Genomic DNA, 20,008 nt, shown 5'->3' with positions numbered 1-20,008 from the left:
TGCCTGGACGCGTGGATCTGAACGCGTACGCATCGCGCGGAACGCAGAACGGGACGCTGAGCGGCGGCGGTGCGGTAGTCAGGGCGTTGCCGCGTGGGGCACGCCGACAGGATCGGTGAGCATGGCCTATGGCGACGTGGCGACGTGGCGACGGGACCCGGGTATCGGGCCGGTAGCGTCACAGACCCCGGGCTATCGAGCCACTGGTCACCTATCGAGCCCCTGGGCCACCGGTTGCCAGCTGCCAGCTGCGAACACCAGCTACCGGCTACCGGCTACCGGCTAGGCAGGAGAAACGGGAATGTCCCGGTACCGGTCGCGGACATCGCTCGCGTCGGCGTACGCGACTGCGCCGGGCGCGAGTCGCAGGGGGATACGGGTACTCAGCGCGACGGCCGACGCGTCACCGTGCCGCGACGTCCCGTGATCGGCCGCGGACGCGTTCCCCAACGCCCCGTCCGGATCCCCGGCGGGCGCCTGATGTACGGGACCGGGCACGTACCCCGTACCAGAGGCCGGACCACTCCCACCGAGGTCCGTCACCACCCCACCGGACGGCAACGGTCCGTACCGACCGACCACCTCGACCACCTCGGCCTCCGCGAGGCCCTGGTCTCGGCCCCTCTGGCCGGCATCCTGGTCGTCGGCCGTGGACGGGGTCACCGGGTCCGGCGGCATGAGGGCATGAGCCGGGACGGGCTCGGCCCCCACCGATCCGACCGGGCCGGACCCGACCGGGGCAGGCAGCAGGTTTACCGGCAGCACGGGAAACGCCGGAAGCACGGGCTCGGCCGGAACCACCGGCTCCGCGGGAAGCGCGGGCCACGCGGGCAACACCGCCCCGCCGACCAGGTCGGACAGAGCGGGGAGGACGTCGGACAGGACCGGCAAGAGGTCTGACAGAACCGGGAGGTCAGAGAGGATTGGAAGGTCAGAGAGAGCCGGCAAGTCAGACGGGCTGGACGGGGCGGACGGGCTGGACGGGCTGGACGGGCTGGACGGATCGACCAGCCCCGGCCGGGTGCCCAGGATCGGCAACTCGGCCACGGTCGACGGGACCGGCTGGGCCGAAGGATCCAGCTGGCCGGGCGAGTTGGGCTGACTGGTCGAGCCCGACGCGCTCGACGGGCCCGACGCGCCGGGCACGCTCGACGGATCGGGCGCGCCCGGCACATCAGGCACGCCCGGCAGATCCGACACGATCGGCGCGTCCGGCGTGCTCGGCGCGTCCGGCACGCTCGGTACGGCTGACGGGGTGCCAGGCCGCCCCACAACCGGAGGGATCGGCGTCGACGACGGCACTTCCGCCCGTACCGACCCGAGCCCCTCCCCCACCGCATCCACCAGGCCACCGACGGAACGTCCCGTCCCCCCAGAACCGGCATCCGCAGCGGCACCCCCGCCACCGGACCGATGCCCGGAACCACCGACCACCCGGTCGACCAGCGAGGGGGCATCGCCCGCCCCGTCGGCCGCCTCCGCGGGCTGCCCGAGGAGCAACCCGAGAAGGAACGCCCCGCCGACCAGCAGCGCCCCGAGGAGCGCACGCCGAGCGGCAGCGTGCAGAACGGCCGGACAGGACAAAAGGAGATGCCTCCCGTGCGACGGAACGAGGTCGGCGTCACGGGCACTGCCGGCGCGACGCGGTACAGCGGTACAGCGGTAAGGACGAGCGGAGCGCGAGTCACCGCTGACAGACGCCGATACTCGCACGAATACGCGGAGTTCGCGCAAGCCCTTGGTTACCGACAGGTAGTCCCGTCCCCGGCCAACGCACCGCCCCCGTCCGTCACACCGTCTCCGGTATCGGCAGCGGCCGCTTCTCGATCGCCGCCGCCATCACGTCCGGGAACAGATCCGGCGTGCAGGCGAAGGCCGGCGCGCCCAGCGCGGCGAGCGCCGCCGCGTGCTCCCGGTCATAGGCGGGCGCCCCCTCGTCGGACAGCGCCAGCAGCGTCACGAACTGCACCCCCGACGCCTTCATCGCCGCCACCCGCTTGAGCATCTCGTTCCGTATGCCTCCTTCGTAGAGGTCGCTGATCAGCACGACCACCGTCTCGCTGGGCCGGGTGATCTGCGACTGGCAGTACGCCAGCGCCCGGTTGATGTCCGTCCCGCCGCCGAGCTGGGTGCCGAAGAGCACGTCGACCGGGTCGTCGAGCTGGTCGGTGAGATCCACGACCGCCGTGTCGAAGACGACGAGCCGCGTGCTGATCGACCGCATGGACGCCAGCACCGCCCCGAACACCGACGCGTACACCACCGATGCCGCCATCGACCCCGACTGGTCGATGCAGAGGACGACCTCCTTCTTCACCGACTGGGAGGCCCGCCCGTAACCGATCAGCCGCTCCGGCACGATCGTCCGGTACTGCGGCAGATAGTGCTTGAGGTTGGCCGCGATCGTGCGGTTCCAGTCGATGTCGTGGTGGCGCGGCCGGTTGATGCGGGCGCTGCGGTCGAGGGCGCCGGTGAGAGTGGCCCGGGTCCGGGTCGCGAGCCGCTTCTCAAGGTCCTCGACGACCTTGCGCACCACGGCCCGTGCCGTCTCCTTGGTCGTCTCCGGCATCGCCTTGTTGAGGGACAGCAGCGTGCCGACGAGGTGCACGTCGGCCTCCACCGCTTCGAGCATCTCCGGCTCCAGCAGCAGCGTGGAGAGCCCGAGCCGGTCGATGGCGTCCCGCTGCATCACCTGGACGACGGAGGAGGGGAAGTACGTCCGGATGTCCCCGAGCCAGCGCGCCACGGACGGCGCCGATGCCCCGAGCCCGGCCGAACGCTCCCGTCCCGCCCGGCCCGTCTGCGGATTGTCCCCCTTCCCGTAGAGCGAGGTGAGCGCCGCGTCCATGCCGGCGTCCCGCCCGGACAGCGCGCACCCGGTGCCGTCGGCCGCGTCACCGCCCAGCACCAGCCGCCACCGCCGCAGCCGCTCCGCGCCCGGATCTTCCAGGTCAGCCGATCCGGTCGTCATGCCTCCACCCCCACAAGGTCACTGTTCGTGCTGTTCGCGCTGCCCGCGTTGTCCTTGCTGTCCTTGCTGTCCTTGCTGTCCTTGCTGTCCAGGCCCAGCAGCAGCCGCACCACCGGCTCCACCGCGTCGGCGCGCGCACCGTCCGGCTCGGGAGCGAACCCGGGTATGCCGGAACCGCCGGTGACCGCGCTCCCCCGCGCCCCGGGCCCGCGCCGGACCAGTTCCCCCAGCGTCCGCCGCACTCCCGGCTCGTACGCCGAGAACGTGCGCCGCAGCAACGGCAGGACGTCCGTGAACGCCTCCGCCGGTACGCCGGTCAGCCACGCGTCGACCAGGCCCAGCAGCCGCTCGTCGTGGACGAGGAGCATGCCGCCCCCGGAGCCGCCGCCGACGAAGCCCTCGATCCAGGCGGCGGCGTCCGCCGGCGGCGTTCCCAGCGACAGGGCCAGACCCATGAGGCGGGCGGCCTCCTCCGCCGGCAGCTCCCCGTCGTCCAGCAGGAGCCGCACCGCGCGGCCGCGGATGACGCCGGGCACGGTGTCCCGCCCGGACAGCACCCGCAGCACCTTGCGCCAGCGGACCCGCAGGTCGCCGTGGCCGGGCGCGGGGTCGTCGCCGAGCAGGCCCACCGCCCCGTGCACCGCGTCCACATGACGCCGCATCTGTTCGGCTCCGTCCGCGTCGAGCGCGGCGCACGCCGGTGGCAGACCGACGAACACCCGCTCGGCGAGACCCGCGGCCACCCCGGCCAGCGCACCGGTGTCGGTGCCGCGCACATCGCCGTAGCGCAGGGAGCGGACCAGGGCCGGCAGCGCCTGGGCGAGCTGGCCGACGTCCGTGTCCAGCGCCGCCCGGTCGGCCAGGATCCGCATCACCGCCGGGAGCGCGTCCGGCAGTTCGGCCAGCAGGCAGCACTCGGCGAGGACGGTGACCTCGGCGAGGTGCTGGGCGCCGACGGCGTCCGCCTCGGCCTTGGCGGTCGCGGCCGAGAGCACCGTGGTGCCCCACACCCCGGCCTCGGCCACCCGCACCGACAGCTCCGGCTCCCAGCGCAGCCGCCACGTCTCCCGGAACGTCCCCGTACCGGCGCGCGACGCCGCCGGTTCGCCCCACCCGACGCCGAGCAGCCGCAGCCGGTGCAGGAGTCTGCTGCGCTCGGTGTCGTTCTCCTTGCGCAGATCGAGTTCCAGCTCCCGCTCCAGTGCCTCCGGCTTGAGCCGCAGTCGGCGCTGTATCCGGGCCAGATCGCGTTGCAGCGGTACCGCCGGCGCCGCCTCGGGCACCTCGCCCAGCGCGTCCCCGACGATCAGCCGGTCGCGCACCAGGCCCAGCGGTACGTCCGAGCCCTCGCACATCACCGCGCGCACGGCGTCCGTCGTCTCGGTCAGACCGGGCAGTGGGCGTCCTCGCATCACGGCGAGCGTCTCGGCCAGCCGCACCGCCTCGATCACATGGGCTGAGGAGACGATCCGGTCCTCCTCCCGCAGCAACCCCGCGACCTTCGTCAGCCACCGCTCGACGGGCCGGTCCGGCGCGCCGAACAGATGTCCGTACCAGCCCGGCGAGTCGATGCCCGCGCCGTAGCCACTGCTCCGGGACAGCCTGCGGTGCGTCCACGGCACCCAGGTCATGTCCACCTTGGTCTTGGGCAGGCCCTTGAGCAGCGCCCGGTCGGCGGCGACGGTGGTCTTCCGGCGCAGTGCGGGCACGTGCCACGCCCCGCACACCACGGCCACGCCGCCCGGGAACTCGCGCTGCGCGGCCCGGACCTGAAGCCGCATGTACGCCTCCCGCACGAGGTCCCGGTCGTGCTCGGTGTCCCCCTCCGGCGCCCCCGACGGTCTCGGCTGACCCGCCGGACCCGCCGGACCGGTGCTCTCCGCCCCCTCCGTCTCCCGCAGCGCCCCCATCGCCTCCTCCAGCGCCGCGAACGGTGCGAGCGGATCCTCCTCCCCCGCCCCCCGATGCTCGACGACGTCCTCCCACCAGCGCTCGGGATCGTCGTACCCAGCGGCCTCGGCGAGCACGGCGAGCGGATCGGACCGCACTTCTGAGTCCGAGTCCGCCTGCCCGGGCACCTCAGATCGCTCGGCCTCCCCTGTCTCTCCCGTCTCCCCTGTCTCTCCCGTCTCCCCTGTCTCTCCCGTCTCCCCTGTCTCTCCCGTCTCCCCTTTCTCTCCCGTCTCCCCTCTCTCCTCCGTCCGTGCTCGCAGGGCCAGCGTGTGGGTGGCCGGCAGGTCGAAGAAGCGGACCGGCACATCGTGGTCCAGGGCCCAGCGCAGGGCGACCCACTCCGGGGAGAACTCAGCGAGCGGCCAGAACGCCGAGCGGCCGGGCTCGTCCACGGCGTGGGCGAGGAGGGCGACCGGCGGCCGCATCCCCTCGTCGGCGGCCAGCGGGACCAGGGCGTCCGCCTCGGGCGGTCCCTCGATCAGGACGACCCGGGGCCGGGCGGCCATCAGCGCCGCCCGCACCGCTCGGGCCGACCCCGGCCCGTGATGCCGTACGCCCAGGAGCAGCGGCTCACGCCCCTGGACACCGGTGCGGGCCTGGGCGTGGACATCAGTGCTCGTCACACCGTCCCCCTCCCATGAACGGCCGGATCCCCATGAACAGCCGGACCCTCGTGCCCAGCCGGACTCCCGCAAACGGCCGGACGCCCCCGACCATCCGTCCCCCCACCGCGAAAGACCACGTCGTGTCGTCCTCTCCAATGCCGGTCATGCGCTCACCTCCCGGCAGGCCCGGTAGAAGTCCTTCCAGCCGTCCCGCTCCCGGACGACCGTCTCCAGGTACTCCTGCCAGATGACCCGGTCGGCCGCCGGATCGCGGACGACGGCGCCGAGGATGCCGGCCGCGATGTCGCCGGAGCGCAGCACTCCGTCGCCGAAGTGGGCGGCCAGCGCGAGGCCGCCGGTGACGACGGAGATCGCCTCGGCCGTCGACAATGTGCCGCTGGGCGACTTCAGCTTCGTCCGTCCGTCGGTCGTCACCCCGTCGCGCAGTTCACGGAAGACGGTGACGACGCGACGGATCTCGTCGATGCCGTCGGGCGTGGCCGGCAGGTCGAGGGAGCGGCCGAGCTGGTCGACGCGGCGCGAGACGATGTCCACCTCGGCCTCGGGGCTCTCCGGCAGCGGCAGTACGACGGTGTTGAAGCGGCGGCGCAGGGCACTGGACAGGTCGTTGACTCCGCGGTCGCGGTCGTTGGCCGTGGCGATCAGGTTGAAGCCGCGGACCGCCTGCACCTCCGCGCCCAGCTCCGGTATCGGCAGTGTCTTCTCCGACAGGATCGTGATCAGCGTGTCCTGCACGTCGGCCGGGATACGGGTCAGTTCCTCGACCCGGGCGGTCATCCCCTCGGCCATCGCCCGCATGACCGGGCTCGGCACCAGGGCGTCCCGGCTGGGGCCGTGGGCGAGCAGCTGCGCGTAGTTCCAGCCGTACCGGATCGCCTCCTCGGGCGTGCCGGCCGTGCCCTGCACCAGCAGGGTCGAGTCGCCGCTGACGGCCGCGGCCAGGTGCTCGGACACCCAGGTCTTGGCGGTACCGGGCACGCCCAGCAGGAGCAGGGCGCGGTCGGTGGCCAGCGTGGTGACGGCCACCTCGACGATGCGGCGCGGGCCCACGTACTTCGGCGTGATCACCGTGCCGTCCGGCAGCGTGCCGCCGAGCAGGTACGTCGCGACGGCCCACGGCGACAGCTTCCAGCGGGCCGGGCGCGGACGGTCGTCCTGCGCGGCGAGCGCGGCCAGTTCGCCGGCGAAGGCGTTCTCGGCGTGCGGACGCAGGGCCTCCGCGCTCTCGTGACTCTCGTGCGGGCCTGCGGATGTCTGGGTGTCCGCGTCCGTGTTCACGGGCGCGGACCCGTTCTGGCTCGGGTCGACGGTCGTCGGTTCTGCGGACACAGGCATGGCTGAGTCCCCCTCCAGCTCGGCCGGTTCGGATCTGACATCTACGGTGCACCACACCACTGACAATCGCCCTGACCTGCACAAACACGCTCGCGAGGGCCGATTGTCAGTGGTAGGACCTAGCTTCGATGACATGACTCAGCAGGGGGCGCGCTGGACGGCCGACCAGGTGCTGGCACTGGCACCTGACGCCGCGTCACGCAAAGCGGGAAGCAAACTCGGTACGGCCGGGCCGTGGTCCGAGGCGGGATGTACCGACGAGGGGGCGGTGTGGGGACTGTGCAGAGGCAGCGGCAGCAAGCCGTATCAGACGGTCGTCGATCTCGCGGGCGCGACCGGGCCCGCGTACAAGTGCAGTTGTCCGAGCCGCAAGTTCCCGTGCAAGCACGCGCTCGGGCTGCTGCTGCTCTGGACCGGCGGGGACAGCGCGGTGCCGTCGGCCCAGGTGCCGGACTGGGCGGAGCAGTGGCTGGCGACGCGGCGCGGACGGGAGGAGCGGAAGGGCCGGGCGGACAGCGCCGGTTCCGCGGCCGCCGATCCGGAGGCGGCGCGGCGCCGGGCGGAGCGCCGGGCCGAGCGGATCTCGGCGGGCGCCACAGAGCTGGAGCAGCGCCTGGCGGATCTGCTGCGCGGCGGTCTGGCCGGCGCGGAGACGGCCGGGTACGAGCTGTGGGAGGAGACGGCGGCCCGCATGGTCGACGCCCAGGCGCCCGGACTGGCGGCGCGGGCCCGCGAGCTGGGCTCGGTCCCGTCGTCCGGTCCTGGCTGGCCGGTCCGGTTGCTGGAGGAGTGCGCCCTGCTCCACCTGCTCGACCGGGGCTGGCTGCGCCGTGACCGTCTGCCGGAGGGACTGGCGGCGACGGTCCGCTCGCGGGTCGGGCTGCCCGCCTCTCCGGAGGGACCGGCCGTCCGCGACCGGTGGCTGGTCCTCGCCCAGTACGACACGGCGGACGCGCGGCTGACCACCCGCCGGGTCTGGCTGCACGGCACCGCGTCGGGCCGCACCGCCCTGCTCCTCTCCTACGGTGCCGCCGGCCGGGCCCCGGAGCTGGCCCTGCCGGTGGGGCTGACGCTGGATACGGAGGTGTCCCCTTATCCGGGAGCCGGTCAGTACCGGGCGGCCCTGGGCGAGCGGCTCGCCCCGCCCGCCGCGACAGAGATACGCCCCCCGGGCATCAGTACGTCCGGGGCGGCCGCCCGCTACGGCGAGGCCCTCCGTGACGACCCCTGGCTGGATTCCGTCCCGGTGACGCTGGACGAGGTCATACCGGTGCCGGACGGCGACGGCTGGCAACTGGCGGACGCCGACGGCGACACGGCGCTGCCGCTCACCTCCGCGGCCCGCAACCGACCGGGCCTGTGGCGGCTGGTCGCGCTGTCCGGCGGCGCACCCGTCAAGGTCTTCGGCGAGTGCGGCCACCGGGGCTTCACCCCACTGACGGCCTGGCCACCGGGCCCGGGCCCCGCGGTCCCACTGCACTGACCCGCCCGCTCTCCCCTCAACTCCCCCACGTCTCTCCTGGCTCCCTCCCCCACACCACCCCCAACCCCCTCCCTCAGCGCCTCCCTTAACTCCCTCCCTTCTTTCCGCCCTCTCCAGGAAGAGGAACCGCATGCCCAGGACACCCGCGCCCGCGCCGCCCGTTTGGGAGGAGCTGGTCACCGCGGCACTGCTCGGCACGGAACGGCGTACTCCGCCGGGGTGCGTGCCCGGCCCGCACGCTCCGACGGACCTGTTGGACGCGGCGGCCGTAGAGACCGTGCGCAGAAGGGCCGCCCTGCGTCCCGCCCGGTCGGCGGAACATCCGGCCCCGGCCCCCGCCGATCACCGTCCGCCCCTGCCGGAGGCCGCCGCCCGCCGACTCGCCCTGCTGCTCACGGACCGTGCCGGCACGGGCGGCGGGAGCCGGCGCGGGTCGGCCCCCGACCTGATGGAACTGCTGCCCCAGTGGCTGGCGGCGGCCAACGACCACGGTTACGCGGCGCCGCCGGAATCGCTGCCCGCCCTGCTGGACGCTGCGCGTGGCCGGACCGACCTGCGCCCGGCGGCCCTGGAGTTCGCCGGACCGCGCGCCCTGTGGCTGGCCCGGCTGAACCCGGACTGGCGGTTCGCCCTGCGCGCCGCGCCGGGCGGCGACACCACGCTGCCGCGTTCCGAGGACACGGACCGGATCCGCCGGCTGTGGGAGGAGGGCCTGTTCGCCGAGCGGGTCGCGCTCCTGTCCGCGCTGCGCGCCCGGCGCCCCGCCGACGCCCGCGAACTGCTCACCACCACCTGGTCGACGGAACGGGCCGAGGACCGCCTGATGTTCCTCGACTCGCTCCGCACGGGCCTCGGTCCGGACGACGAGCCGTTCCTGGAGCAGGCGCTCGCCGACCGCAGCCGCAACGTACGGGCGACGGCGGCGGAGCTGCTGTCGGCGCTGCCCTCATCGGCGCTCGCGCAGCGCATGGCGGCGAGGGCGGTGTCCTGTGTGTCCGTCGACCGCACGCGGACCGCCCCGGCGATCGTCGTGGAGGCACCGCACGAATGCGACGCGGGCATGGAACGCGACGGCGTCGTCGCCAAGCCGCCCGGCGGACGGGGTGAACGGTCTTGGTGGCTCGGCCAGTTGCTGGAGGCGGCGCCCCTCACAACGTGGACCGGGCGCCTGGGCGGGCGGGCGCCCCGGGAGATCGTCGCGCTTCCGGTGGCGGACGACTGGCAGGGCGAGGTGCACGCCGCGTGGTGCCGGGCGGCCGTACGCCAGCGGGACACCGCGTGGGCACGGGCGCTGCTCGGGTCACCCACGGCGCCCGAGGCCGGCGGGCCGGGCGCGGTGTCCCTGGCCGAGCGGGCCAAGCTGCTCGGCGTCCTGGCCGCCGGTGAACGGGCCGACTGGGTCGCCGGGTTCATCGCGACGCACGGCCTGTCCGAGGCGTTCCAGCTCCTCGGGGTGTGCGCGGTGCCCTGGGCCGCGCCGCTGGGACGGGCGGTGGTCGACGCGCTCAACATCGCGCGGGACGCGGGGAACTACCCCTGGAGCTTCAGCGGCGTGATGGGCCTCGCGGAACGGTGCCTGGACCCCGCCGAGGCGGACCGCTTCGACGGGCTGTCGGCGATACCCGACGAGCCGGAGGACGCGTCGCCGGGGGCCGGCGGGTACTGGGCAGAGGCGTTCCAGCGCCTGGTCACCACGTTGCGGCTGCGCGCGGCGATGGCGGAGGAACTGGAGCCGGGTCCGACCCCCGAGGACGTTCCCGACACCCCGGGACCACGATGACCCGTCCGCCCTCCTCTCACACCCCCGCGGGCTCGCGTCCCCCGAGCCCACACCCCCGCAGGCTCGCGTCACCCCGGGCCCACGCCCCTAAGCCCGCACCCCGCAGGCTCGCGTCCCCCGGGGCCCACACCCGGGCTCACGCCCCCGCAGGCTGCCGCGCGTTCTCCCGCACCCAGTCCACGATCGACGTCGTGGTCGCACCGGGTGTGAAGATCTCCGCGACGCCCTTCTCCTTCAGCGGCGGGATGTCGGCCTCCGGGATGATCCCGCCCCCGAAGACCAGGATGTCCGCCGCGTCCCGCTCCTTGAGGAGGTCGATCACCGCGGCGAAGAGCGTGTTGTGCGCGCCCGACAGGATGGAGAGCCCAATCGCGTCGGCGTCCTCCTGGATCGCGGTGTCGACGATCTGCTCGGGGGTCTGGTGGAGGCCGGTGTAGATGACCTCCATACCGGCGTCGCGCAACGCCCGCGCGATCACTTTGGCCCCTCGGTCATGGCCGTCGAGCCCCGGTTTGGCCACCACCACGCGGATCGGACCGGCTGCCACACCCATCACTGCCTCCATGCCATGAAGCGACCTCTGATGAAGTGAACGAACGTTATCTCCAGCATCCCGCAACCGGCAGTTTCGCGGTGGACACCGAGGGGGAAATCACACAGAAGGACATATTGATCGCGCGGCGTTTCGATCACCAGCGGGAGACGCGCGCACGGAGAGCCGCGCCCGACACGGACGCACCGGGCAAGCACAGCACACGGGGCAGTGAACACGCAGGCACGCACAGCACGCGGGACGGGCCATCCACGGTGGGCCGCGGCCGCTCGGCACCCGCCATCCACGCAACCACCAGCCCGACAACCGACGGCGACACCCGGGTACCCAAAGTCGCCACACCAGCACGCACCGCCACCGAGCCGCACGAGACTCCCGCACTACCCCATTTACACCACCCGGCACCTGTGTCACGACTCTCCATGAGGGCACACGGGGGACAGAGGCGTTCTTCCGCGTGCCGACGGGAGGTCGGCCATGAAGGTCAGCTGGGCAGTGCAGCCCTTTCGTCCGCTCTGTCAGCGGCTCGCACCGGTTCTGCCGGTGAAGGTCGCCGGCGTTTCCGTGGGCCTGCTGAAAGCGACGGCCCTGGAGCTCGCGATCCTGGCAGGGCATGTCCTTCTCTATCCATCCGGCATCATCCAGGAACGCCGGGCGGCCCCGCCCCTCCCGGCTCCGGCCCCGCCCCCGTCCACCCTGGACGACGACGCCCAGGCCGAAACCGACACAGACACCGAAACCGAAACCGACACGGGCACGGGCACCGACACCGACACCGACACCACCGCCACCCCCCGCCTGCCGACCCAGGCCGAGAACCGCCCGCCGGTCGTCCTGCTGCACGGCTTCATCGACAACCGGTCGGTCTTCGTCCTGCTCCGCCGCAGCCTGGCGCAGCACGGCAGGCAGCAGGTCGAGTCGCTCAACTACTCCCCGCTGACCTGCGACATACGCACTGCCGCAGAGCTGCTGGGCCGGCACCTGGAGGAGATCTGCGAGCGTACGGGCAAGGACCAGGTGGACATCGTCGGACACAGCCTGGGCGGACTGATCGCGCGGTACTACGTCCAGCGCCTCGGCGGTGACCGGCGCGTGCGGATGCTGGTGACGCTCGGCACCCCGCACACCGGCACCCGCGTGGCCCCACTGGCCAACGCGCACCCGATCGTGCGCCAGATGCGCCCCGGTTCACCGGTGATCGAGGAACTGGCCCGCCCCGCGCCGGGCTGCCGTACCCGCTTCGTCAGTTTCTGGAGCGATCTCGACCCGCTGATGGTCCCGCTGGAGGCGGCCCGCCTGGAGCACCCGGATCTGCTGACGCAGAACGTGCGGGTCAGCGGTATCGGCCATCTGGCCCTGCCGGTTCACCCTGCGGTGGCTACCGGTATCCGGCAGGCTCTTGACGCGAGTCATATCAGCGCACTGTCCGAGGCCGACCCCGACGACCCGACCGGTTCCACCGGCCCCAGCGGGCTCACCGTCGCCTGATGACCGTTTGACGATCGCTGACTGACCATCGACCGACCGCTGACTGACCACCCGCCGATCGCCCGCCGATCACTTGACGACCACCACCACCTCGAACAACGCTCGAACGCCAGGCCAAACCCGTGCCCGCAGTCCGCCGAATCACGGCCGATTGCCCGTTTCCTGCGTGAGCGAAACCTGCGGAAGATTGTCGTGCCCGCATACCGCCGGGTACAGTCGCCGCACTGCTCTGGCAGCCCCTGTTGTCGAGGCGAAAGAGAAGTTGGTGAACGACCGTCACCCGTCGGGGACCCCCACCGCCCCGGCCGCGGCTTCCGAAGCCGCCTCGGCGCACTACGCGTCGTACGGCATCCAGGAAGCCCAGTACGGCGACCTCACCACACACAACGGCTACGACACCACCGGTTTCGCCGCCGACCCGCTCTTCGGCAGCCTCCCGGGCCGGCACACCAGCCCATACGACACCACCGGGTACGACACCGCCGCCGCATACGCCCCGCACACCGCGTACGGCACGCCAGGCACGTACGACGACACCACCCAGTGGACCGGCGGTCACCCGACACTGGACACCGGTGGTCACGAAACCCTGGACACCGGCGGACACCAGATCCTGGACACCGGTGGTCACGAAACCCTGGACACCGGCGGACACCAGATCCTGGACACCGGTGGCCATCAGACCCTGAACTACGACGTGTACGCCGCTCAGCATCACGCCGCGTACGACACCGGGGCCTACGACACCACCAGCTGGGCGGACGGCTGTCAGCCGCTGTCCGCCGTGCCACCGCAGGCGGGCGCCCCCGAGACGAGCGGCCAGTGGGACAGCACGGCCTGGCTCCAGCCCGACCAGACCCAGCAGTGGGACTGGAACACGCAGACCTCGCAGACCTCGCAGACCTCGAACACCGGCGCACTCGACACCGGCGCACTCGACACCGGCGCACTGGACACCGGCGCCTTCGACGCCACCCAGTGGAATTCCGACGGCTCGGACCATCCGGACCATCCGGACCACCCTGGAACCCGTCAGGAAGACCCGCCCGCCGACGGCCTCACCGCCACCGGCGAACTCCCGGCCATGACGCCGCTGCTGGAGGGCCAGGAGGAGACCACACCGGCCGCGGACACCGCGCCGACCCTCTCCCCCACCGCCTCGGCCGGCCCCACCTCGCCCCGCACCGGCTCCCGTTCGCGCCGTCGGCAGCCCGCCAAACGTTCCGCGCTGCTGACCATCGCCGTGCCCTCGGCGTGTGTGATGGGCGTGGCCGGTATCGCCGCCGCCTCCGTCGACGGTCTGAGCAGCGAGGACGGCACGGAGAGCACGGCGTCGGCGGCGGACACCCAGGTGGTGAAACCATCCGCCGCCAACAACAAGCTCGACACCCAGCTCGCCAGTCTGACCGCCGGCGCCGACGACTTCGCCGACCGGGCCAGCCGCACCCAGGAGCGCATCGACCTCAAGGCCGAGCAGGCGGCGGAGAAGAGGCGCGCGGCGGAAGAGGCGGCGCGCAAGGAGCGGCTGCGCCCTAAGTTCGCGCTGCCCGTCGAACAGCACGGCCTCAGCGCCTACTACGGCCAGGCCGGCATCAACTGGATGTCCGTCCACTCGGGCATCGACTTCCCCGTCTCGTACGGCACCACGGTCATGGCGGCGACCGACGGCACGGTCCGCACGCAGTACAACAGCGCGTACGGAAACATGATGATCGTGACGGCGAAGGACGGCACGGAGACGTGGTACTGCCACCTCTCCAGTTACCAGGTCTCCTCCGGTACGACCGTCAAGGCCGGGGACCCGATCGCCTACTCCGGCAACTCGGGCAACTCGACCGGCCCGCACCTGCACTTCGAGGTGCGCCCCTCCGGCGGCTCGGCGATCGACCCGCTGGCGTGGCTGCGCAGCCACGACCTCGACCCGACGTAACGCACCGAGCACGTAACGCCCCGAGCCCCCGCGGGGGCGGCCGTCACCAGTGCCGTCAGAGTTTCTCCACCGGCGCGTACCGCAGCAGCAGCCGCTTCGGCTTGGTGTCGCCGAAGTCGATCGTCGCCTCGGCGTTGCCGCCGGTGCCCTTCACCGCGACCACGGTGCCGAGCCCGAACTGGTCGTGCGTGACCCGGTCCCCGACCGCCAGCGACACCGCCGGCTGCTCACCGGTGCGGCGGGTGGCGAACCCGGACCCGCCCTGCGCCGACGACCGCGACCGGGACGAGGACAGCGACGCCGCCACCCCGGAGACCGGCCCGGCGGACGAGGCGGAGGCACTCGATCCGGTCCGCTTCCACGCCAGGTGGGCCGCCGGAATCTCTTCCAGGAACCGGGAGGGCGGGTTGTACGAGGGCTGTCCCCAGGCGCTGCGCAGCGTGGACCGGGTCAGATACAGCCGCTCGCGCGCCCGCGTGATGCCGACGTACGCCAGCCGCCGCTCCTCCTCCAGTTCCTTGGCCTGGCCGAGGGCGCGCATGTGCGGGAAGACGCCGTCCTCCATGCCGGTCAGGAAGACCACCGGGAACTCCAGGCCCTTGGCGGTGTGCAGCGTCATCAGGGTGACGACGCCGTCGCCGTCCTCCTCGTCGGGGATCTGGTCGGAGTCGGCGACCAGCGCGACCCGTTCCAGGAAGTCGGCGAGCCCGCCCGCGGACTCCCCCTCCCCCTCCCCCTCGGCCCGCTCCTGCTCGAACTCCAGGGCGACGGCGGCGAGTTCCTGGAGGTTCTCGATCCGGGTCTCGTCCTGCGGGTCGGTGGACGCCTGCAACTCGGCGAGGTAGCCGGTGCGTTCCAGTATCGCCTCCAGCACGGTGGCCGGTCCGGCTCCGGACTCGACGATCGTACGGAGGTCCTCCATCAGCGTGTTGAAGCGCTTGACGGCGTTCGTGGAGCGCGCGGCCATGCCGTACGCCTCGTCGACGCGCCGCAGCGCCTGCGGGAAGCTGATCTTTTCGCGCTGGGCGAGGGCGTCGATCATGGCCTCGGCACGGTCCCCGATCCCGCGCTTGGGCACGTTCAGGATGCGCCGCAGCGGTACCGAGTCCTCCGGATTGGCCAGTACCCGCAGGTAGGCCAGGACGTCCCGGACCTCCTTGCGCTCGTAGAAGCGGACGCCGCCGACCACCTTGTAGGGCAGGCCGGTGCGGATGAAGATCTCTTCGAAGACCCGGGACTGGGCGTTGGTGCGGTAGAAGACGGCGACGTCGCCGGCCTTGGCCTCGCCCGCGTCCGTGAGCCGGTCGATCTCGTCGGCGACGAACTGCGCCTCGTCGTGCTCGGTGTCGGCGACGTACCCGGTGATCTGCGCGCCCGCGCCCGCGTTGGTCCACAGGTTCTTGGGGCGGCGCGACTCGTTGCGCTCGATGACCGCGTTGGCGGCGCTCAGGATGGTCTGGGTGGAGCGGTAGTTCTGCTCCAGCAGGATCGTGGTCGCGTCCGGGTAGTCCTCCTCGAACTGGAGGATGTTGCGGATGGTCGCGCCGCGGAAGGCGTAGATCGACTGGTCGGCGTCGCCCACGACGCACAGCTCGGCGGGCGGCACCTCGCCCTCGCCCGGCGGGACGTCCTCGTCGTGGACACCGGTGCCGACCAGCTCGCGCACCAGGGCGTACTGCGCGTGGTTGGTGTCCTGGTACTCGTCGACCAGGACGTGCCGGAAGCGGCGCCGGTAGTGCTCGGCGACGTCCGGGAACGCGCGCAGCAGGTTGACCGTCGTCATGATCAGGTCGTCGAAGTCGAGCGCGTTGGCCTCGCGCAGCCGCGCCTGGTACATCGCGTACGCCTGGGCGAGGGTCTTCTCAAAACCGTCGCCTGCCTGGGCGGCGAAGTCCTCCTCGTCGATCAGCTCGTTCTTCAGATTCGAGATCTTGGCGCTGAAGGACTTGGGCGGGAAGCGCTTCGGGTCGAGATCGAGGTCGCGGCAGACCAGCGCCATCAGCCGCTTGGAGTCGGCGGCGTCGTAGATCGAGAACGACGACGTGAAGCCGAGCTGCTTCGACTCCCTGCGCAGGATGCGGACGCAGGCGCTGTGGAAGGTCATCACCCACATCGCGTTCGCGCGCGGTCCGACGAGCTGCTCGACGCGCTCCTTCATCTCGCCCGCGGCCTTGTTGGTGAACGTGATCGCGAGGATCTGGCCGGGGTGGACACGGCGCTCGCCGAGCAGGTGGGCGATGCGGTGGGTGAGTACCCGGGTTTTGCCGGAGCCGGCACCGGCCACGATGAGCAGCGGGGAACCGGCGTGCGTGACCGCGGCGCGCTGGTTCTCGTTCAGCCCCTCCAGGAGAGCGGCGGAGTCCAGTACCGGCCGGGGGGCGCCGTCCCGGTAGTACTGGTCCCGGTCCGGGGGCATGTCGAACTTCCCGGCGAACAGATCGTCCGGGATCGGCTCCGGTCCGTGCTGCTCGTCCTCGGGCGGTGGCGGAGGTTCCTCCTCGTGGCCGCGGGGGGCCTGGAGGCTCGCCAGGAAGCTGTCGTCAAAGAGGCTGCTCATCGCTCTACGAGTCTAGGGCGCCCCACCGACAACCGGACGCCGCCTCGAAAATCCGCCCGACGGACCGGCCGTCAGCCCTCTCCGGACACGCTCCCGCCACCCCGCATCACGCAGCGTGAGCCAAAGGCATGAGGTCACGAAAATGTATCGGGCATATCACCCTTCAACCTTCACAGCTGCCACACGAGTTGGCTACGGTGCGGGGCAGGCCGCACGACCCCCACCGGCGAACGTCGCCGGGCCGCGCGGCCTCCGCCGAATCCGGCGTGCCCGCACGGCACCCGGAACCGGGGACCCACCGTGACATGGGGTGATTCGGTTCACAGCCCTCCCCGGGGCCACGAACCGTAGGGCAGCCTTCCGTAGCAACACCACCGCCCGAACCCTCCCCCAGGCCTGGACGGCCCGGGGGCACCCCCATCGCTAACCCCGGTAGGCGGAGCACGGAAGGAGTCGCCTCCCTTGGCGTCGCACCGCAAGTCGCGTCCCGCCGGCACGCGCGTGGCAGGCATCCGGACCCCGGTCCTGGCCACGGCCGCGCTCACCTCCGTGGCCCTGCTCTCCCAGACGGCCACCGCCGCCCCCGCCGACGACCGGCCCAGCCTCGAAGAGGTCCAGAAGAAGGTCGACGACCTCTACCGGCAGGCCGGATCGGCCACCGAGCAGTACAACGCGGCCAAGGAGAAGGCCGCGAAACAGCGCGAGCAGGTCGACACCCTCCTGGACGATGTGGCCAAGCGCACCCAGGTGCTCAACGACGCGCGCGAGGAGCTGGGTTCCTTCGCCGCCGCCCAGTACCGCACCGGCGCGGCCGTCTCCGAGACCGCGACCCTCCTGCTCGCGGACTCCCCGCAGGACTACTTCGACCAGAACCAGCTGATGGACCGGCTCACCGGCCGCCAGAAGCAGATGGTCGACGACTACGCCACCCAGCAGGCCGAGACGATGGAGAAGCGCCAGGAGGCCACCGAGAGCCTCCAGACGCTCACCACCTCGCAGCAGGACCTGAAGTCGGCCAAGGCCACCGTCCAGACCAAGCTCTCCTCCGCGCGGGAGCTGCTGGCCGACCTGACCGCCGAGGAGCAGGCGCGGCTCGCGGCGATCGAGAAGAAGAAGCAGGAGGCGGCCGACCGCGAGGCCGAGGAACTGGCCCGGCAGCAGGCTGCGGAGCAGCAGCGCCAGGAGGCGGCAGCGGCAGCGGCGGCCGCCGAGCAGGAGGAGAGCGGCTCCTCGGAGACCGGCTCGTCCTCCGCCACCGACTCCTCGTACGCCACCAAGGCCGAGAAAGCCCTGGCCTTCGCCCGCGCCCAGATCGGCAAACCGTACGTCTGGGGCGCCACCGGCCCCGACTCCTACGACTGCTCCGGCCTCACCCAGGCCGCCTGGAAGGACGCCGGCGTCGACCTGCCACGCACCACCTACGACCAGGTCAACGCCGGCACGACGGTGTCGATCTCCGCCGCCCAACCCGGTGACCTGGTCTTCTTCTACGACGACATCTCGCACGTCGGCCTGTACATCGGCAACGGCATGATGATCCACGCGCCGAAGCCGGGCGCGTACGTCCGTGAGGAGTCCGTCTACTACGACGGCGAGTCGTCGATCTACAGCGTGGTACGCCCGGCCTGAGCGGCTCCGCTCTCTAGCATCGGCCCCATGTCACCCGGTATCTCCGCGCTGCGCGCCTGGTGGGCGGGGCGTCCGCCGGCCGCCGGGGCCGCCGTGATGGCGACCGGCATCGTGTCGGTCGGCCTGCACCTGACGGGACACGAGGTGCTGTCCGGGATCGCCCTGGTCCTGGGCAGCGCCGCCTGGCTCGGCCTCGCGCTGAACTTCGTCGTCCTGCTGCTGCGCGAGCGCCCGAAGTGGGTGGCGCGGGCGGCCACCCCGGGCGCGCTCACCGCCGTCGCCGCCACCACCGTCCTCGGCACCCGCTTCTCGCTGCTCGGCTGGCAGCCGCTCGCGGCCGTGCTGCTGGCGCTGGCCGCGGCACTGTGGCCCGGACTGCTCGTCCTGGTGATCCGGCACTGGAGCCGGTCCATGCCGGGCGCGGTGTTCCTCGGCTGTGTGGCCACCCAGGGCCTCGCCGTGCTCGGCGCCACGCTCGCCGCCGCCACCTCGACGCCCTGGCCGGCGCACGCCGCCCTGGTGCCGTTCTGGTTCGGCCTGGTGCTCTACGCCGCCGCCCTGTTCCGCTTCGACTGGCGGCAGGTGGCCCGGGGCGCCGGGGACCACTGGATCGCGGCCGGCGCGCTCGCCATCTCGGCGCTCGCCGGGTCCAAGCTGCTCGCCGCCGGCGGCAGCGGCATGCACCTGTGGAACCGGGACGACGGCGACGCCCTGCGCACCACCACCGTCGCCCTCCTCGTCCTCGACCTGACCTGGTACGTCGTCCTCCTCGCCGCCGAACTCCTCCGCCCCCGCCTCCGCTACGACGTACGCCGCTGGTCGACCGTCTTCCCGCTCGGCATGACGGCGGCGGCGACGCTGTCCGTCGCCGCCGCCGTGGAGGTGCCGTGGCTGAAGGGGCCCGGTCAGGCCCTGCTGTGGATCGCGGTGGCCGCGTGGCTGGCGGTGGCCGCCGGGGCGGTCGGGTCCGCGCGGTCGGCGCTCAGGTCCACAGCACCGCGATGAAGACGTTCACCAGCGTCAACGCCCCGACCAGCCCGAACAGCCCCTTCTCCACCTTCTCGTCGTCCCGCTTCACGTAGACCAGGCCGAGGATCACGATCAGCACGGCGAGCTTCACGCCGATCTTGATGTTGTTGACGGACTGGTCGTCGGCCTGGTTGAGACCGACCAGGATCACCCCGGTGACCAGCATGGTCAGCGCACCGTGCAACATCGCCGGACCGAACCGGGCGGTGCCGTCGCCCATCGCCTTCATCTGGGTGAGGAAGCCGCCGAGCAGCGCGGCGATACCGATGATGTGCAGGCCGACGAAGAGGTGGATGAGTACGTCCATGAGGCCGGAGCCTAGTGAAGGCCGCGCGCCCGGCAGCGCGGGGACAGCCGTGATAGCACTCCGCCCGGCCGCCGAGTTCTCGAATCCGCACATCGGTCATCACTCTGCGTAAAGCGAACGACCCGCGACGGAGATCATCGTTACATACAGTCACGCAACGATCCCCTCCCGTCATTTACGTGCAAGCCGTCACTCTTTCACCGCGGCCCGGTCTAGCGTCCTGCACCAGGTGACCGGCTTCCCACCGCCGTCCGGGCCAGGGGCGGCCGCCGGTACCACCGCCAGAGGGTCCGGCGGCGGCCCCGTTCCCCTGTACGGGACCGCCGCCGGGCCCCATCCGAAACACGGCATACGGAAGGAACGGCAT

13 protein-coding genes are annotated in these 20,008 nt (G+C 72.2%); 6 read left to right on the top strand and 7 right to left on the bottom strand.

The features are described 5' to 3' along the window. Positions 1 to 282 precede the first annotated feature (282 nt). From ACTT8P_RS00810 to ACTT8P_RS00795, 4 genes are all read right to left on the bottom strand, one after another. Positions 283 to 1,236, bottom strand: coding sequence for a hypothetical protein (locus ACTT8P_RS00810; RefSeq protein ID WP_442829499.1), 954 nt, complete (start codon positions 1,234 to 1,236; stop codon positions 283 to 285). Positions 1,237 to 1,789: 553 nt separating this feature from the next. Beyond that, positions 1,790 to 2,971, bottom strand: coding sequence for a VWA domain-containing protein (locus tag ACTT8P_RS00805; RefSeq protein WP_442829498.1), 1,182 nt, complete (start codon positions 2,969 to 2,971; stop codon positions 1,790 to 1,792). Beyond that, positions 2,968 to 5,430, bottom strand: coding sequence for a DUF5682 family protein (locus tag ACTT8P_RS00800; protein WP_442829598.1), 2,463 nt, complete (start codon positions 5,428 to 5,430; stop codon positions 2,968 to 2,970). The genes ACTT8P_RS00805 and ACTT8P_RS00800 overlap by 4 nt, the downstream gene beginning before the upstream one ends. 261 nt (positions 5,431 to 5,691) lie before the next feature. After that, positions 5,692 to 6,885 (bottom strand): ATP-binding protein, encoded by a 1,194-nt coding sequence (locus ACTT8P_RS00795; protein WP_442829497.1) that lies wholly within the window; start codon positions 6,883 to 6,885, stop codon positions 5,692 to 5,694. Between the two features lie 133 nt (positions 6,886 to 7,018). Between ACTT8P_RS00795 and ACTT8P_RS00790 the strand changes: the two genes are divergently transcribed. Both ACTT8P_RS00790 and ACTT8P_RS00785 read left to right on the top strand, forming a co-directional pair. Continuing rightward, positions 7,019 to 8,368, top strand: coding sequence for an SWIM zinc finger family protein (locus ACTT8P_RS00790; RefSeq protein WP_442829496.1), 1,350 nt, complete (start codon positions 7,019 to 7,021; stop codon positions 8,366 to 8,368). 130 nt (positions 8,369 to 8,498) lie between these two features. Further along, on the top strand, positions 8,499 to 10,148 hold the full coding sequence (locus ACTT8P_RS00785; protein ID WP_442829495.1) for a DUF5691 domain-containing protein: 1,650 nt from the start codon (positions 8,499 to 8,501) through the stop codon (positions 10,146 to 10,148). 136 nt (positions 10,149 to 10,284) lie between these two features. On the opposite strand, the gene ACTT8P_RS00780 is transcribed toward ACTT8P_RS00785, so the two are convergent. Beyond that, positions 10,285 to 10,701: a cobalamin B12-binding domain-containing protein gene (locus tag ACTT8P_RS00780; RefSeq protein WP_442829494.1), complete on the bottom strand. Its 417-nt coding sequence runs from the start codon at positions 10,699 to 10,701 to the stop codon at positions 10,285 to 10,287. 477 nt (positions 10,702 to 11,178) lie between these two features. Here ACTT8P_RS00780 and ACTT8P_RS00775 point away from each other — a divergent pair, with 477 nt between their 5' ends. Together ACTT8P_RS00775 and ACTT8P_RS00770 are read left to right on the top strand one after the other, a co-directional pair. Beyond that, complete coding sequence (locus ACTT8P_RS00775; protein WP_442829493.1) at positions 11,179 to 12,189, top strand: esterase/lipase family protein; 1,011 nt, start codon at positions 11,179 to 11,181, stop codon at positions 12,187 to 12,189. Positions 12,190 to 12,454: 265 nt separating this feature from the next. After that, positions 12,455 to 14,119, top strand: coding sequence for a M23 family metallopeptidase (locus ACTT8P_RS00770; protein WP_442829492.1), 1,665 nt, complete (start codon positions 12,455 to 12,457; stop codon positions 14,117 to 14,119). A gap of 55 nt (positions 14,120 to 14,174) precedes the next feature. Here the strand turns inward: ACTT8P_RS00770 and pcrA are convergent, their stop codons facing one another. After that, positions 14,175 to 16,676 (bottom strand): DNA helicase PcrA, encoded by a 2,502-nt coding sequence (gene pcrA, locus ACTT8P_RS00765; protein ID WP_442829491.1) that lies wholly within the window; start codon positions 16,674 to 16,676, stop codon positions 14,175 to 14,177. 462 nt (positions 16,677 to 17,138) lie between these two features. Here pcrA and ACTT8P_RS00760 point away from each other — a divergent pair, with 462 nt between their 5' ends. Both ACTT8P_RS00760 and ACTT8P_RS00755 read left to right on the top strand, forming a co-directional pair. Then, on the top strand, positions 17,139 to 18,305 hold the full coding sequence (locus ACTT8P_RS00760; RefSeq protein WP_442829490.1) for an NlpC/P60 family protein: 1,167 nt from the start codon (positions 17,139 to 17,141) through the stop codon (positions 18,303 to 18,305). 27 nt (positions 18,306 to 18,332) lie between these two features. After that, a complete protein-coding gene (locus ACTT8P_RS00755; protein WP_442829489.1) occupies positions 18,333 to 19,310 on the top strand; it encodes a tellurite resistance/C4-dicarboxylate transporter family protein in 978 nt (325 codons plus the stop codon). On the opposite strand, the gene ACTT8P_RS00750 is transcribed toward ACTT8P_RS00755, so the two are convergent. Next, positions 19,288 to 19,641 (bottom strand): hypothetical protein, encoded by a 354-nt coding sequence (locus ACTT8P_RS00750; protein WP_442829488.1) that lies wholly within the window; start codon positions 19,639 to 19,641, stop codon positions 19,288 to 19,290. The genes ACTT8P_RS00755 and ACTT8P_RS00750 overlap by 23 nt on opposite strands. Positions 19,642 to 20,008: the final 367 nt, after the last annotated feature.

Origin of the sequence: Streptomyces sp. JW3, assembly GCF_052216785.1 — a bacterium.
In the GTDB taxonomy this organism is placed as follows: Bacteria; Actinomycetota; Actinomycetes; order Streptomycetales; family Streptomycetaceae; genus Streptomyces.
The sequence above is the reverse complement of the archived record's forward strand: the minus strand, read 5'-3'. Positions and strand labels throughout refer to the sequence as shown.

Excerpts from the sequence above, each read along its gene's own strand:
- ACTT8P_RS00805 (WP_442829498.1), bottom strand. The coding sequence starts at position 2,971 with ATGACGACCGGATCGGCTGACCTGGAAGATCCGGGCGCGGAGCGGCTG.
- ACTT8P_RS00800 (WP_442829598.1), bottom strand. The coding sequence starts at position 5,430 with ATGGCCGCCCGGCCCCGGGTCGTCCTGATCGAGGGACCGCCCGAGGCG.
- ACTT8P_RS00795 (WP_442829497.1), bottom strand. The coding sequence starts at position 6,885 with ATGCCTGTGTCCGCAGAACCGACGACCGTCGACCCGAGCCAGAACGGG.
- ACTT8P_RS00790 (WP_442829496.1), top strand. The coding sequence starts at position 7,019 with ATGACTCAGCAGGGGGCGCGCTGGACGGCCGACCAGGTGCTGGCACTG.
- ACTT8P_RS00785 (WP_442829495.1), top strand. The coding sequence starts at position 8,499 with ATGCCCAGGACACCCGCGCCCGCGCCGCCCGTTTGGGAGGAGCTGGTC.
- ACTT8P_RS00780 (WP_442829494.1), bottom strand. The coding sequence starts at position 10,701 with ATGGGTGTGGCAGCCGGTCCGATCCGCGTGGTGGTGGCCAAACCGGGG.
- ACTT8P_RS00775 (WP_442829493.1), top strand. The coding sequence starts at position 11,179 with ATGAAGGTCAGCTGGGCAGTGCAGCCCTTTCGTCCGCTCTGTCAGCGG.
- pcrA (WP_442829491.1), bottom strand. The coding sequence starts at position 16,676 with ATGAGCAGCCTCTTTGACGACAGCTTCCTGGCGAGCCTCCAGGCCCCC.
- ACTT8P_RS00755 (WP_442829489.1), top strand. The coding sequence starts at position 18,333 with ATGTCACCCGGTATCTCCGCGCTGCGCGCCTGGTGGGCGGGGCGTCCG.
- ACTT8P_RS00750 (WP_442829488.1), bottom strand. The coding sequence starts at position 19,641 with ATGGACGTACTCATCCACCTCTTCGTCGGCCTGCACATCATCGGTATC.